Source organism: Nonomuraea sp. NBC_00507 (genome assembly GCF_036013525.1).
In the GTDB taxonomy this organism is placed as follows: domain Bacteria; phylum Actinomycetota; class Actinomycetes; order Streptosporangiales; family Streptosporangiaceae; genus Nonomuraea.
The window spans coordinates 1,583,511-1,596,673 of sequence record NZ_CP107853.1; the positions used below are offsets into that span (position 1 = coordinate 1,583,511).

Below are 13,163 nucleotides of genomic sequence, written 5' to 3' on the forward strand. Positions count from 1 at the left end.
GGTATCGTGCGTTCCCACGCTCACCCCCCAGGTTTCCGGCTCACCGGAGCGACGCTCATCCGTGCCGTGGCCCACGTCGAACTCGACCTGCCGCCATGGCCGGACCTGACCGATTCATCGCCCGAGCAGGCCGCGTGCTGGCTGGCCTGGCTGCGGGAGGTCTGGAAGGTCGGCGATATCGCCGAGGCGGTGCAGCACGCCAGCCCGGTGCTGGCCCAACAGGTGCAGGGGCTGTGTGGCGGGCTCGAGGCCGACGTGCGGGAGATGCGGCGCGCGGTGCTCGCTGTTTCCCGCTATCTCCTGCGCATGACCGGCCGTGCCATGCCCTTCGGTCTCCTCGCCGGGGTGGCCCCGGCGAGGTTCGCCGCGCAGTCGGCATCGCGTTGGGGGAACGCGCATCAAGTGCTCGCGTCCGCGGAGGCGGGCTGGCTGGCCGAGGTCATCGCCAGGTTGGAAGACAATCGGGCGCTGCTGCCCCGGCTGCCGGTGGTCGCCAACAACACCACGATGGTGCGCGGGGACCGTCTGATCGTGCCCTACCTGCCGCAGCCGCGTGAGAAGGGGACGGCGGCGGTGGAGGTGTCGCTGCGCTACACCGCGGCGGTGCGCACCGTCATGCAGGCAGCCCGTACGCCGATCCCCATGGGGGAGGTGGCCGCCAAGCTACGGGCGGAGTTCCCCGACACGCCCCCGAGCGTGATCACGGGCATGCTCGGCGAGCTGGTCGCCCGCCGCGCGCTCCTCACCAGCTTGCACGCACCCGCGACAGAGCTTGACGCGCTGAGCCACCTGGTGCGCGAACTGGAGAAGGCCTGCGCGCTGGCGGTGCCGTCGCTGGCCGGGATGGCGGAGATGCTGGCAGACATTCACGCCCGGATCGAGCAGCACAACAGCACGCCCACCTCAGAGGACCGCGCGGTGCGGGCTGAGCTGGCCGAGCGGATGCGGAAGGTGGCGCCGGCCAAGCGGCACCCGCTGGCGCTCGATCTGCGGCTGGACGCCGAGGTGATCCTGCCTAAGCAGGTCGCCACAGAAGTGGCACAGGCTGCGCTGGTGCTGACCCGGTTGAGCGCCTACCCCGTGGGCACGCCCGCATGGCGCGCCTACCACCAGCGCTTCTACGAGAGGTACGGCATCGGGTCACTGGTGCCCGTGCTGGACGTCGTCGCCGACAGCGGCATCGGATGGCCGGACGGCTACCCCGGCACGGTGACACGGGAGCGGCCCTCGCCGCTGTCGAGCCGCGACGAACACCTGCTCGCCCTCGCCCAGGCCGCAGCGTTGGACGGCTGCGACGAGATCGTCCTGGACGAGCCGCTGATCCAGAATCTGATGCTCGGGTCCGAGCGTCTGCGCCCGCCGTCCCATCTGGAGGTAGGGGTTCGCGTGCACGCCGCCCACGAGCGGGCGCTCGACCGGGGGGACTTCACCGTGCACGTGGTGACCGTCTCGCGGGCTGCCGGCGTGCTGACCGGCCGCTTCCTGCATGTGCTCCCGCCTGACGGCGGTGCTCGGCTGGCGGGCGCGCTGGCGGACCTGCCTGGCGGCGACGAGCACACGGTGGCGGCGCAGTTGTCGTTCCCGCCGCTGGACCCTGCCACCACGCACGTGACCCGCGCCCCGCGCACCTGGCCCACCCTGATCAGCCTGGGCGAGCACCGCGCCGCAGGCGAGGACGTCTTGGGCGTGGAAGACCTGTACGTCGGCTGCGACGGCCGCCGCCTGTATCTGGCCGCGCCCCGGCTCGGCAAACGACTGGAAGCCGCCGCGCTGCACGCGCTGAACCTGCGCGCCCACACACCGCCGCTGGCCCGGTTCCTGACCGAGCTGAGCCGCGCCCAGACTGCCCAGGTCGGCATGTTCTCCTGGGGGGCCACCGAGCACCTTCCGTTCCTGCCCCGCGTACGGCACGGCCGCACCGTCTTGGCCCCGGCCAAGTGGCGGCTGCACGCCACCGAACTGCCCGGTCGCGCAGAGCCGTGGGCGGTGTGGGACGACGCGTTGACCGGCTGGCGGGCCTGCCGCCGCCTGCCCCGCCGGGTGCACCTGATCCAGGGAGATCGGCTGCTGCCGCTCGACCTCGACCACGCCGGGCACCGGGTCCTGCTGCGCACCCATCTGGACCATGCCTCCCATGCCGTGCTCGCCGAAGCGCCGGCGCCGGAGGATCTCGGCTGGTGCGGCGGCCGACCCCACGAACTGGTCGTGCCGGTGGCCGCCGTCGAACCGCCGCCGTGGCCGCCCGTTCCCGCCCCGAGGCGGGCGCGGATCGTCGGCCGCGACCGCGGCAACCTGCCTGCACGCTCGCCGGTGCTGCTCGCTCACTTGTACGGCGACCTGCACCGCCAGGACGTCCTGCTCGCCGAACATCTGCCGGACCTGCTGGACCGGGTCGGCTACCCCCGCTGGTGGTTCATACGCTACCGCGACCCCGACCACCACCTGCGCCTGCGCGTCGCCCTGCCGGGTCCGTCCGCGTTCGGCGAGACGGCCCTGACGGTGGCCACCTGGGCCGACGAACTGCGCCAGGCGGGCCTGCTGCGCGAGCTCGTGCTGCCCACGTCGTACCCCGAGACCGGCCGGTGGGGTGGCGGGCCCGCGATGGCCGCAGCCGAGGCGGTGTTCGCCGCCGACTCGGCTGCGGTGCTTGACCAACTGCGCCTGCCGGAACGGCCCCACCGGCAGGCGCTCGTGGCTGCACACACCGTGGCCATCGCCACCGCGTTCACCGGCAGCACATCGGCGGGCATGTGGTGGCTGATCGACCACATCCCCGCCGCCGCCCCGCGCCAAGTGCCGCGCCCGATCTTCACCGAGGCCGTCCGCATTGCCGACCCACGCGACGACTGGGCGGCGCTGCGTGCCCGTGAGGGCGGTGAGGCGATCGTCGCCGCGTGGCAGCTCCGTGAGCAGGCCATGGCCGACTACCGGGCCCACTTCCCCGGCCCGGACACCGAAGGGATCGCCTTCGACGACGTGCTCAGCTCGCTACTGCACGTTCACTTCGTGCGCGCCTGCGGCATCGACTTCGACGACGAGGCCATCGCGCTGTACCTGGCGCGCTGCGCCGCGCTGTCCTGGCGGGCCCACATCGGAAGCCAGTCGTGACCGGCCGGCACCTGGCCACCGAGTTGGCCGTCGCGGTGGCCGACAGGATGGCCCGTTCGAATGACGCACCTGCGGCGTTGGCGTCCCGGCCGTGGTGGCGGCAGTCGCTCGCGCACGGGGCGCCCGGCATCGCCCTGCTGCACATCGAGCTAGCCGCCGCCGAGTTGCGCCCGTGGCAGCGCGCCCACGAGTGGCTGGCCTCCATCACCAGCGCGCCGCTCACCTCGGGCCCGGATAGCCACCTGTTCTACGGCGCGCCCGCCGCCGCTCACGCCATCGCGTGCGCCGCCGGCCGGATGCCCAGCTCCTACCAGCGGGCGCTGGAGAACCTGGACGCGACGATCGCCGGCGACGTCCGCCGCCGCGTCCAGTCAGCCCACGCCCGCATCGACGCCGGGCACCTGCCCGCCGTGGCGGAGTTCGACGTCATCCGCGGTCTGACCGGGCTCGGCGCCTACCTGCTGCGCCGCGAACCGGACGGCGAGACCATGCGTGCGGTGCTGGAGTACCTGGTGCGGCTCACCGAACCCGTGAAGGACGACGGGGAGACCCTGCCCGGCTGGTGGAGCCCATCCAGCCCGGACGGGCACCCCCACCCGGACTTCCCCGGCGGGCACGCCAACTTCGGGCTGGCCCACGGCATCGGCGGACCGCTGGCCCTACTGGCGCTCGCGGCCCGGCGCGGCATCACCGCGGCCGGCCACCTCAAGGCGATGCTGCGCATCCTGGAGTGGTTCGACCAGTGGCGTAACGACACCGGCCCCGGCCCGTGCTGGCCGTACTGGATCAACCGGGACCACCTGCGCGCCGGACGCCGAGAACTGTACGGCCCACAGCGGCCAGGCTGGTGCTACGGCACCGCAGGTCTGGCCCGCGCCCAGCAGCTCGCCGCCTTGGCGATGGGCGACAACCGGCGCCTGAACATGGCAGGGCACGCCCTGGCCCAGGCAATGGCAGACCCGGCGCACCGCGCCCCGACCGCCGATGCTTCGCTATGCCACGGCTATGCGGGAATGGCCCACCTGATCACCCGCGTGATCGCCAACGCCCACCCGGCCACTGCTTCCCGCCTGCGCGATCTGATGCCTGTCGTGCTGGACGAAGTCCTGCCACCCGGGGCCGACCCGCAGGATGTGGCGGCCTCCCTGCTCGGCGGCCCAGCAGGGCCCGCCCTGCTGGAAGGAGCCGCCGGAATCGCCTTGGCCGTGCTCGCCCCCGCCACCGGGGCACCCCCTCATTCCGGGTGGGACTCCTGCCTGCTCATCACCTGAACACCGCCGGAAGGACCATCACCCGATGCCGACCCCCACCTGGCGCCAGTACAACATCCGATTCCCGGATCGGCAGACCGCCGAACAGGTCGCCGCCCGCGCGCTGCTGCCCGCGCTCACCGCCCTCGAGGACGAGGGCATCGTTCAGGGCTGGTGGTATGTCCGCAAGAAGCCGTGGAAGCTGCGCATGCGGGCCAGCAGCGCCCCCGCCGCAGTGGCCGAGCTGCTGGACACGCTGGCCGGAGAAGGCCGGATCGAGGGTTGGGCGCACGGCCGCTACGAGCCGGAGATCCACGCATTCGGCGGCGGAGCGGCGATGGAGACCGCCCACGAGCTGTTCCACCACGACAGCCGCCACCTGCTCACCCGCGCCGCGGAAACCGACCCCTTGCGGTTGGGTGTGCGGGAGACCAGCGTCGTGCTGTGCTACGCGATGCTGCGCGCCGCCGTACTCGACCGGTACGAGCAAGGCGACGTGTGGGCCAAGGTGGCGGAGCTCCGCCCGGCCGGGCAGGAGCTCGTCCCGGCAGCGCGCGCCGCCAAACTCGGCGCGGCGATGGAGCGGCTCATGGCCGCCGACACCCGGCGCCTGTGTGACCCCGCCCGTGGTGGAGCTCTCGCCGGCTACGACCAGTGGGTGGCCGCGTTCGAGCGCGCCGGACGGGCCCTGGCCGAGCTGGCAGCCGAGGGACGGCTGACGCGCGGGCTGCGGGCGGTACTCGCTCACCACATCATCTTCCACGCCAACCGCGCTGGCCTGCTGATCCAGGATCAGGCTGCGCTGGCCGCGCTGGCGGTGGACACCGTGTTCCACCGAGGCGATGACTTCGTGTCGTCGCCTCCCATCACTCATCCGATAACTAAGGTGAATCCAGTGACTACTATCAGCGACGACCGGTCGGCTGCCTCCGCCGACCAACTCCGCGACGAGCTCACCCGCCGACTCCTCAAGCACAAGGTGATCCGCACCGCCGCCGTCGAAGCCGCCTTCCGCAGCACCCCACGCCACCTGTTTCTGCCCGACATCTCCCTCGAGCAGGCGTACGCCGACACCCCCGTCTACATCAAGCAGGACGACGCCGGCGTCAATATCAGCGCCGCCTCCCAGCCATGGACCGTGGCCACGATGCTCGAACAGCTCGCCACCCAGCCCGGCGACCGCATCATGGAGGCCGGAGCGGGCACCGGCTACAACGCCGCCCTGATGGCCGCCATCGTCGGCGACACCGGCCACGTCACCACCATCGACGTGGACAACGACCTCGTCACCGGCGCCCGCGCCCACCTCGCGGCCGCCGGCGCCGGCAACGTCGATGTCGTCCTCGGCGACGGCGCGCTCGGCCACCCAGCCGGCGCCCCCTACCAGCGCATCATCGCCACCGTGGGCGCCTACGAGATCCCAGACGCCTGGCTGGAGCAGCTCGCCCCGGGCGGGCGGCTCGTAGTGCCGCTGCGGCTGCGCGGCACCAGCTCGCGCAGCATCGTCTTCGAGCGAAACGACAACTGCTGGCACAGCCTCGACAGCAGGCAGACCGTGTTCATGCCGCTGCGCGGGATCGGCGACGACGCCCGCCGCTACATCCACCTCACCCCCGAGCAGGACGTGACCCTTCAAGTCCACCAAGACCAGACCGTCGAACCGGCAGCGTTGGATGGTGTCCTGACCAGCGAACGCCACGAGGACTGGACGGGCGTGCACTTCCCCGCCGAGGTGTCGCTGGAGTGGCTCGACCTGTGGCTGTGCCTGCGTCTGGACAACGCCCTCATGCGGATGAACACCTCGCCCGACGCCAAGGAGCGCGGCGTGGTCACGCCCATGTTCCCGTGGGGCTCCATGGCTACGGTCCAGGATCGCGACCTCGTCTATCTCGCCATCCGACCTACGCAACCCGAGGACGGCCAGAAGCTGTATGAGATCGGCGTCGTCGGCCACGGCCCCTCCGCCACCAGACTCATGGATCAGGTGGCCGAGGAAATCTGCCTGTGGGATAGCGACTGGCGAGGCCTGACTGCCCGCTTCACGATCCCCGACGACACCGCTTTCAGCGACCCGGCGGCCGGCCGGTTCGCGCTCGACCGGGACCACCACCAGATCATGGTCATCTGGGAATAGCCGGCATGGACCCCACCGGGCCACTGGCACGCCGCTTCCCCCTCGTCGCGCGCCCGCGTCCAGGCTGCCCTCCGCTCGACGACCGCATCAGCGCACTGCGCGCCCTCGCAGAGTCGGCCGTGACCATGGGGGACCAGAAGTCCGCGTCCGCCGTCTGGAATCAGGCGGCTCTGCTGGCCTCCGACGTGGGGTTACCGGATCTGGCCAGGCAAATGTGTCACCGCCACGCCGCCACGTATCTGCGCGCCCGCCCCTTGGGCGCGCAGGCCGCGCGCTGCGCCCTGGAACCCCTCGTCAACCTGGCACGGCTGGCCATCCGAGACGGCGACAGCGATTCCGCATTCCAGCTCCTGACCGACCTCTTCGACGCCACCGCGTCACGGCGGGACACCGTCATCGACGGCATGACCATCCCGGCAGCGAACCTCACAGCGACCGCCGACGACCACGCACGCGTGTGCGAATGGCTGTGGAGCGTGCTCCTCGCGGACGGCACCCGCGCGCTGACCAGCGCGGGCCGCTGGAAGGATGCGCACGAGCACCTGCGCCGTCGACGCGGTATCGGGATGCGCCTCCTGGACGGCCGGCAGGTGGCCATCCTGTCGCACTGCGCAACGGGCGACGCGAGCTCCGCCTTGGCGCTGCTGCAAGAGAGCACCCTGACCGAGGCGTGGGAGAAAGCCGTCGCCGCCTGCCTGACCCTCCTATGCCTCCAGCAGGACGGGCACGCAACCGACACCCCGACCGATGCCATGTATGAGCGCTACCTGGCGCTCGAGCCCGCACCCGGGCTACTGGCCTTCCGCGTGCGACTGGGCCTGACGATCCTCGACCTGGCAGGCGCCGAGCAGGGCGCAACCGCAGGCGTAGCCGCTCGACTGGTGAAGGAGACGATCCACGCGGCAGACGGCTATGCCGCGCGAGACATCCTCGAGCACAAGGCGTGCGCAGGGCTGATGAGCGAACGTGAGCGGGCGACATTGGCCAGCGCTGTGCACTTGTCGAGTCTCGGGCGCGGTGTCCTGTCCGTGCACCTCATGGCCGACCTATGCGCGGCGGTGCAGCGGAGCGAGAACACGATCAAGGAGAGCTGGGAGGCGGCCATGACGCAGCAGCGTGACGTCGGAGGAGGGACATCCCCTACTCCATGAAGCTTCAACGTCTCGCGCCCCCCGTCGAGCTTCTGCGCACCAATGCCGGCTATCGCCGATATGCGCTGGCGAGGATCTCCTCGACCATCAGGACCACCGTTGCACCGCTTGGTCTTGCGTTCGCCATCATCGAGTCCGGCGGCGGGGCCGCCGCGCTGGGGTTCGTGTTGATGGGGGGCCTGATCACCTTCATCGTGGTCACCCCCGCCGCTGGCGTGGTGGCCGACCGGCTGCCGCGGCTATCCGTCATCGTGACGTGCCAGCTCGTATGCGGGGTGAGCCAGCTCATCACGGCCACGCTGGTACTGACCGGGACAGCATCAGTTTGGTCGCTCGTGGGCCTGGAGATGGTGACCGGCGCGGCAGGAGCGTTCTTCCAGCCGGCGGTCAAGGGACTGGTACCTCAACTGGTCCCGCCGGGCCCAATGCTGAGCCAGGCGTCCACGAGCTCCACGTCCACCCGGTCGAGGTGGCGGCGGGGATCCGCAGAGTGGCCTTCCCCGCGGCCGCGTCCGTGACGGTGAGCCCGCCGCCGGTGGCCAGGTCGTACAGCAGCAGAGCGTCGGCGCCGTGGTGGGCGCGGACGTGCCCGCGCAGGGTGCAGCCGGTCAGGTCGAGCGGCGGACGCCCTTCGGCTTGGGAGCGGAGCGTGAGGACACGGTCGTAGTCGGTGCCCTGCTCGATGAGCAGGTAGTAGGATGCCGCCGCCATGAGCGCATGGTGTCGCGGGATGCGCGCTTGTGTCCCTGCTCAGTGCGGCCCGCCATACCGTGACTTTCGTGGACGGTCCGTCCTTCTCCTGATCAGCAGGCTGAGCAGGTCATACGGTTGGTCACATGGCGCAACTCGGAAGAAGGGCGCGCAGCAGGAAGGCCCGCCCTTTGAGGGTTCGGGCCCTTCTCCGTCTCTACAGCCGGACCACGGTGTGCGGACCCGCCCCCACCGCATGAGCCCGCCGGTGACCAAACCATCCTTTCGGGCGGTTGCCAGTACGGGCTCGCCCTGATGGCTAGTGCCGATCGGGCGACTCGCGCACACCGAGGCGTGGGCCGTGTAGCACCAGCACCCAGTTGTAGTGCTGTGCTGCGGCGATCCATTTCGGGTCGAGGTCGCACAGTGCGTACACGAAGAGATTCCCGTCGGGTTGTTGCAGTTGGAGTCCGCCGCCATCGCGCGGCCACTCCGCGATCAGCCACCCGTCCAGGTTGTGCAACTGGTGCACCCCGCGCACCGGCGTGCCGGGTTGCTGTGGTGGCGGCGCCCGCTGCCGGCGGTGGCGTGGGCTGTGCCCACCCATCCCCAGTCTGGCTACGCGCCGGTATCTGCGACGTCGCGCATGCCCGCGCTGCACACACAGCGTGAAAGCTATCTGACGAGCGGGTTGCTCGAGTCTCCCGCGCTACCCACCCTCGTCGTGAGTCCACGCGTGGCCGTGCCCCTGCAGTCGCAGAAAAGACCGAATAGAGAGGTCAGCCGCGACCGAGCAGGGGCACGGGATGTTCGGGTCCGTCTATTGTCACTCGGAGAACCACGCGGTGGCGGCTGTGGTGCACAGCTGCCACAGCGTGAGGGTCGCGAGGGCCAGGGCGAACACCATCGGCATGGACGGGCACTGCAGCAGGCCCAAGCCAGATACGACGATGAGCACGGTCTGCAAGATGCACGCGGTGACCCGCACCCAATGGCGGCGGGTGGAGAACATCCAGGTCAGCATCGTGACCGCCACGGCGTACAGGGCGATTCCCGTGGTCAGCGCGACGACGGCGGCAGGATGCCTGCCGACATCGTCCATGATCCAGACGAAGAGTCCGGCGACCGTGAGGGCCAACGCCGTCTCGGCCCACATGAACGCTTGGGCGGCCCGGGCGGCTGAGGGCATGGTGGGTGCGCTTACTCGTTGCATGGCGTCTCCATGAGCTGCGTGGCTGCGTTGTTTCGATCCGGGCATTTCGCCCGTTCTGTCGATGGCGGCCGTGTGCGCAATTTGGGCGACTCTGATGAAGGGGTGCGAGATGGCCGGGAATGCCCGTCGAGTCCCGGCCAGCGGACGCGGCATCGCCGTTGAATCGGGCGTGTAGGTGGAGCGGGGAGTCTGCTCTGCTAGTGGATCTAGATTTTTGTGAGCTCGCGGCAGTCGTTGTATCCGTTCGGCAGCAGGAAGATGCCGTGGCAGAAGGCGGCGGCGGTGACGGTGCCGAGCCAGAGCGTGTCGTCGATGCAGCCCTTCCTGGGGCCGATCTTGAGGAAGCCGATCCGGCGGAAGAGACGGTCGTAGGACACCTCGTATCGGATGGCTACTTCCTCGGTATCGGTGGCGTCGTCGCAGAGGAAGATGGTCTTGCGGTCGGGGCCGATGTTGACCTGTCCGACTCCGGTGTAGGCGTCGGTCCATGGCTGGGGTGCGGCGGCGACGGCCGGTGAGAGCGCGAGGAGGGACGCGGCGGCGATTCCGGCGATGAGGCGGATGCGGTTGGCGGTCATGAGTTGGCTCCTGTTCGTTGGCAGGGATGTCGTGGACGTCTCTCGCGGTCTGGCCCGCCGAAGCAGGCTTTCTCTGGGAGAGGGGTCGTTGTGGAGCCAGTCAGCCAGGCGTCCATTGCACGGGGTGTGACATGGCAATGAACTGGGCATTCGCGCGGCCGTCGACGGGCTTCGTACGCCGTGAAGCCCGTCGACGGCCGCGAGCAGGAGTGCGACGAGCCGTCCTGCCCGGGGGAATGCCTTGGCATCAGGCCATGTGACGACACGTTCCTGTGTGATCAAAAGTGAAGGGCGTCCTCACCGCACCGATCGTCGTGACGACGGAGGACGACGGCTGCTCTCTTGCCCGCGGCGGCAAATCGCGCCATGCGGCGACAGCGAGACCGCGGCCGAACTCCGCTACCACGCGAACTCGCTTCCGCTGCGGGCGGCGGGCGGCTGAACTCCTCGTTCAGAGCCTGCAAATACGCCGCCCGCCTCGCCGCGCCACACCAAAGTCGGGAATCAACGACCAGTTCAGACCGGACAGGCCATAGCCGCTCGGCTCTAGCCGGGAACGAGTACGGTCATGAGGAGAAGGGCGATGACGCCGAGCGCGACCAGCACCGGCAGCAAGACCCGGAGTTCGATGCGAGGCCAGGAGCGGCCGTGCGAAGGCCCGGCACTGGACTCGATGTTGCAGATCGCCGTCGAGCGCTCGGCCAGCTGAGGATCCTCGCGTGTCAGCGCGTCCTCGATCTCGGCCAGGATGCGGCGTTCTCGCCAGGTCAAGGGCATGGCCATCACCCGGCTCACGTCAGCCCGAGCGCCCGTCCCGCGGTCAGCGCGGTGACCTGGTCGGCGGCGACGGCCAGCCAGGAGGTGCCGTCCTTGTCCGCGCACAGCATGGACGTGCCCTCGACCTCGGCCAGCCAGCTCGGCGCCGGCTTCAGATCGCGGGCGCCTGCCGCGCGGGGGAACGGGCGGGTGGAGGCGATCACCAGGACGCGGCGGCCGTCGGGCGCGGCGTAGCTGTAGACGGTCGCCGCCATCTCGCCCAACTCCTCCTGGGCCGTACCCCGCCAGACGTAGGCACCGATGCGCATCAACGGCGGGCCCGGCTCCTGACCGACGATCAGCGCATCCGCGCGCTGCAGGTCAGCGGCGGCCACGAGCGGGGCCGGCTGCGTCTGGGTCAACCTCGGCGCCACCGCCAGCGCGACGGCGATCACCACCGCCACCGCGGCGGCGAGCAGCAACTGCGGCCAGCGCCGTCGCTGCGGCTCCTCGGCCAGCTCCGCCACGTCCCGGATACGCTCGCGGGTGGATGGCGGTGCCACCTCGCGCAGGGATTCGGCCAGCATCCGCCCCTGCCGCGCGGTGGTGGCCTCGGCCCAGCAGTCTCGGCACTCCAGCAGGTGCCGCTCGAACCGCAGGCGGCGCAGCGCGTGGAGCTCGCCGGCCAGGTAGGCGGCGGCGTCTCGCTCAGGATCGTGGCGCACCGTGCTTCACCTCCGCTACGGTTTGGGCCAGCTTCTTGCGCCCGCGATGGACCCGGGTTAGGACGGTGCCGCGCGGCGACCCGGTGATGGCCGCGGCCTCGGCCGCGGTAAACCCGCACAGATCCATCAAGATCACCGCGATGCGCTGCTCCTCGGGCAGGCGGTGCAGGGCCGCCTCGATCACACAGTGGGTGATCGCCTCGCCTGCCACGTCGACCCGCCCGGGCGGGTCGAAGCCGGGCGGCAACGGCACCTCCGCGTGGGTGGCGCGGCGGCGCAGCCGGTCGCGGCCCAGGTTGAGGCAAATGGTGGCCAGCCACGGGGCGGCGCGGCGGGGGCGACGACCGTCGATCCAGGCCGCCCACGCCCGGGCGTAGGTCTCCTGCACCAGGTCCTCGGCATCGGCTGCCGACGGCGTCAGCCTGCGGGCCAGGTTGAAGACCACATCCGCCGCGGGCATGGTCGCTCGCAGGAACCGCTCCTGCCCGCCGCTCATGTCACCGGCCTCATGCCAGCGGGCTTACCTCAGCGGGCGGGCCGGAGCACGCTCGGGCGGGCCGATGGACAGGAAGCCCTCGCCGCGGCGTACGCCGGATCCGTAGAAGAAGAACGCCAGCACCGTGCCGAACACCACGTGGGCGAACAGCTCGAACGGCTGGTTGGCGTCCTGGAAGACTGGGAACAGCAGCGGTGAGAGCACGAGGAAGTTGACCACGTACAGCAGCGCGCCGTACACGGTGCCGACCAGGGCGGCGGTGCCGTTGCTGCGCAGCAGCGGCGCGATCAGCGCGAACACGATGCCGAAGGCCGCCGACAGCACTAGGTGCACAGCCAGGCCGACCCCGATGCTGGTCTGACCGGCCATGATCGCTTCCTTGCCCCCTTGCACGATACTGGCGATCATGTGTAGGGGCATCTCGGCCTTGCCGGGCGGCTGGGTCGAGGCGAACCACATGGTCACCCCGGCGAAGATCATTCCAGACACTACGCCGCCTATGACGCCGCGGATCAGCCGGCCGAATAGAGGTTCAGCAGCCATGACGCTGCTCCTTACGACCTCGTCTTGTCATCTTGCTACCCCTACGGACGGATGACAGGCGGCGCTGATTGCACCCATCACCGAGATCGATTCCTCAAGTCTGGGTGAGCGCACGGCCTCGCCGATTCGGTGATCTTGTACGCGAGCGAACGAGGCCGCGTACGGAGGGTTCGACGATGAGCAGGTCGAGCATGTCGCCTGCAAGCAGGAGTGGCGATCAATCGACCTGGCGGTGCAGGTGAAGAGGGCAATCAGCAGGCCCACGGGTATCCCGGCCTCGGCGGGATGACGCAGGTGCAGTTCGAGGTTGAGGCTGTAGCGATTGCGCCGGTCGATGCGCTCGCGGGTCAGATGGCCCGCCCGGCGTAGGTCGGCGACGATGGTCTGCACCGTCCGTTCGGTGATGGCCCACCCTGGCGGCGATTCGAGTCGGCGACCCCTCGAAGCACTCGGGCGCCTGAGCACACCTCCCGGACGGGCTGCAGCTGCCCCCCCCGCAGGCGCTTGCCTCGGGGCCAG

At 70.4% G+C, this 13,163-nt stretch carries 13 protein-coding genes and 1 pseudogene; 5 read left to right on the forward strand and 9 right to left on the reverse strand.

All coding sequences use genetic code 11. The features are described from left to right. Positions 1 to 6: 6 nt before the first annotated feature. The 5 genes and pseudogenes from OHA25_RS08085 to OHA25_RS61215 form a co-directional block, all read left to right on the forward strand. Entirely contained in the window at positions 7 to 3,108 is a 3,102-nt protein-coding gene (locus OHA25_RS08085) for a lantibiotic dehydratase (RefSeq protein ID WP_327586955.1), read from the forward strand. Next, complete coding sequence (locus OHA25_RS08090; RefSeq protein WP_327586956.1) at positions 3,105 to 4,379, forward strand: lanthionine synthetase C family protein; 1,275 nt, start codon at positions 3,105 to 3,107, stop codon at positions 4,377 to 4,379. The genes OHA25_RS08085 and OHA25_RS08090 overlap by 4 nt, the downstream gene beginning before the upstream one ends. A gap of 25 nt (positions 4,380 to 4,404) precedes the next feature. Continuing rightward, entirely contained in the window at positions 4,405 to 6,492 is a 2,088-nt protein-coding gene (gene fxlM / locus OHA25_RS08095; RefSeq protein WP_327586957.1) for a methyltransferase, FxLD system, read from the forward strand. A gap of 5 nt (positions 6,493 to 6,497) precedes the next feature. Beyond that, on the forward strand, positions 6,498 to 7,643 hold the full coding sequence (locus OHA25_RS08100) for a hypothetical protein (RefSeq protein WP_327586958.1): 1,146 nt from the start codon (positions 6,498 to 6,500) through the stop codon (positions 7,641 to 7,643). Continuing rightward, a pseudogene (locus OHA25_RS61215) lies at positions 7,640 to 8,002 on the forward strand (hypothetical protein); the annotation flags it as partial. The gene OHA25_RS08100 and the pseudogene OHA25_RS61215, both read left to right, overlap by 4 nt. 28 nt (positions 8,003 to 8,030) lie before the next feature. On the opposite strand, the gene OHA25_RS08110 reads toward OHA25_RS61215, so the two are convergent. From OHA25_RS08110 to OHA25_RS08150, 9 genes are all read right to left on the reverse strand, one after another. Beyond that, positions 8,031 to 8,354: a hypothetical protein gene (locus OHA25_RS08110; RefSeq protein ID WP_327586960.1), complete on the reverse strand. Its 324-nt coding sequence runs from the start codon at positions 8,352 to 8,354 to the stop codon at positions 8,031 to 8,033. A 298-nt stretch (positions 8,355 to 8,652) separates the two neighbouring features. Then, positions 8,653 to 8,940, reverse strand: coding sequence for a hypothetical protein (locus OHA25_RS08115; protein ID WP_327586961.1), 288 nt, complete (start codon positions 8,938 to 8,940; stop codon positions 8,653 to 8,655). Between the two features lie 219 nt (positions 8,941 to 9,159). Continuing rightward, positions 9,160 to 9,546: a hypothetical protein gene (locus OHA25_RS08120; protein ID WP_327586962.1), complete on the reverse strand. Its 387-nt coding sequence runs from the start codon at positions 9,544 to 9,546 to the stop codon at positions 9,160 to 9,162. 206 nt (positions 9,547 to 9,752) lie between these two features. Continuing rightward, complete coding sequence (locus OHA25_RS08125) at positions 9,753 to 10,124, reverse strand: hypothetical protein (protein ID WP_327586963.1); 372 nt, start codon at positions 10,122 to 10,124, stop codon at positions 9,753 to 9,755. 546 nt (positions 10,125 to 10,670) lie between these two features. Continuing rightward, a complete protein-coding gene (locus OHA25_RS08130; RefSeq protein WP_327586964.1) occupies positions 10,671 to 10,901 on the reverse strand; it encodes a DUF3040 domain-containing protein in 231 nt (76 codons plus the stop codon). 14 nt (positions 10,902 to 10,915) lie between these two features. Then, positions 10,916 to 11,605 (reverse strand): zf-HC2 domain-containing protein, encoded by a 690-nt coding sequence (locus OHA25_RS08135; RefSeq protein WP_327586965.1) that lies wholly within the window; start codon positions 11,603 to 11,605, stop codon positions 10,916 to 10,918. After that, positions 11,589 to 12,101: an RNA polymerase sigma factor gene (locus tag OHA25_RS08140; RefSeq protein WP_327586966.1), complete on the reverse strand. Its 513-nt coding sequence runs from the start codon at positions 12,099 to 12,101 to the stop codon at positions 11,589 to 11,591. The genes OHA25_RS08135 and OHA25_RS08140 overlap by 17 nt, the downstream gene beginning before the upstream one ends. A 24-nt stretch (positions 12,102 to 12,125) precedes the next feature. Continuing rightward, positions 12,126 to 12,644, reverse strand: coding sequence for a hypothetical protein (locus OHA25_RS08145; RefSeq protein WP_327586967.1), 519 nt, complete (start codon positions 12,642 to 12,644; stop codon positions 12,126 to 12,128). 27 nt (positions 12,645 to 12,671) lie between these two features. After that, positions 12,672 to 13,034, reverse strand: a complete 363-nt coding sequence (locus tag OHA25_RS08150; protein WP_327586968.1) for a hypothetical protein — start codon at positions 13,032 to 13,034, stop codon at positions 12,672 to 12,674. Between the last annotated feature and the right edge of the window lie 129 nt (positions 13,035 to 13,163).

Bases quoted from the DNA above. Each gene is read 5' to 3' on its own strand.
- fxlM (WP_327586957.1), top strand. From the start codon at position 4,405: ATGCCGACCCCCACCTGGCGCCAGTACAACATCCGATTCCCGGATCGG.
- OHA25_RS08100 (WP_327586958.1), top strand. From the start codon at position 6,498: ATGGACCCCACCGGGCCACTGGCACGCCGCTTCCCCCTCGTCGCGCGC.
- OHA25_RS08145 (WP_327586967.1), bottom strand. From the start codon at position 12,644: ATGGCTGCTGAACCTCTATTCGGCCGGCTGATCCGCGGCGTCATAGGC.
- OHA25_RS08110 (WP_327586960.1), bottom strand. From the start codon at position 8,354: ATGGCGGCGGCATCCTACTACCTGCTCATCGAGCAGGGCACCGACTAC.
- OHA25_RS08115 (WP_327586961.1), bottom strand. From the start codon at position 8,940: ATGGGTGGGCACAGCCCACGCCACCGCCGGCAGCGGGCGCCGCCACCA.
- OHA25_RS08120 (WP_327586962.1), bottom strand. From the start codon at position 9,546: ATGCAACGAGTAAGCGCACCCACCATGCCCTCAGCCGCCCGGGCCGCC.
- OHA25_RS08125 (WP_327586963.1), bottom strand. From the start codon at position 10,124: ATGACCGCCAACCGCATCCGCCTCATCGCCGGAATCGCCGCCGCGTCC.
- OHA25_RS08140 (WP_327586966.1), bottom strand. From the start codon at position 12,101: ATGAGCGGCGGGCAGGAGCGGTTCCTGCGAGCGACCATGCCCGCGGCG.
- OHA25_RS08130 (WP_327586964.1), bottom strand. From the start codon at position 10,901: ATGCCCTTGACCTGGCGAGAACGCCGCATCCTGGCCGAGATCGAGGAC.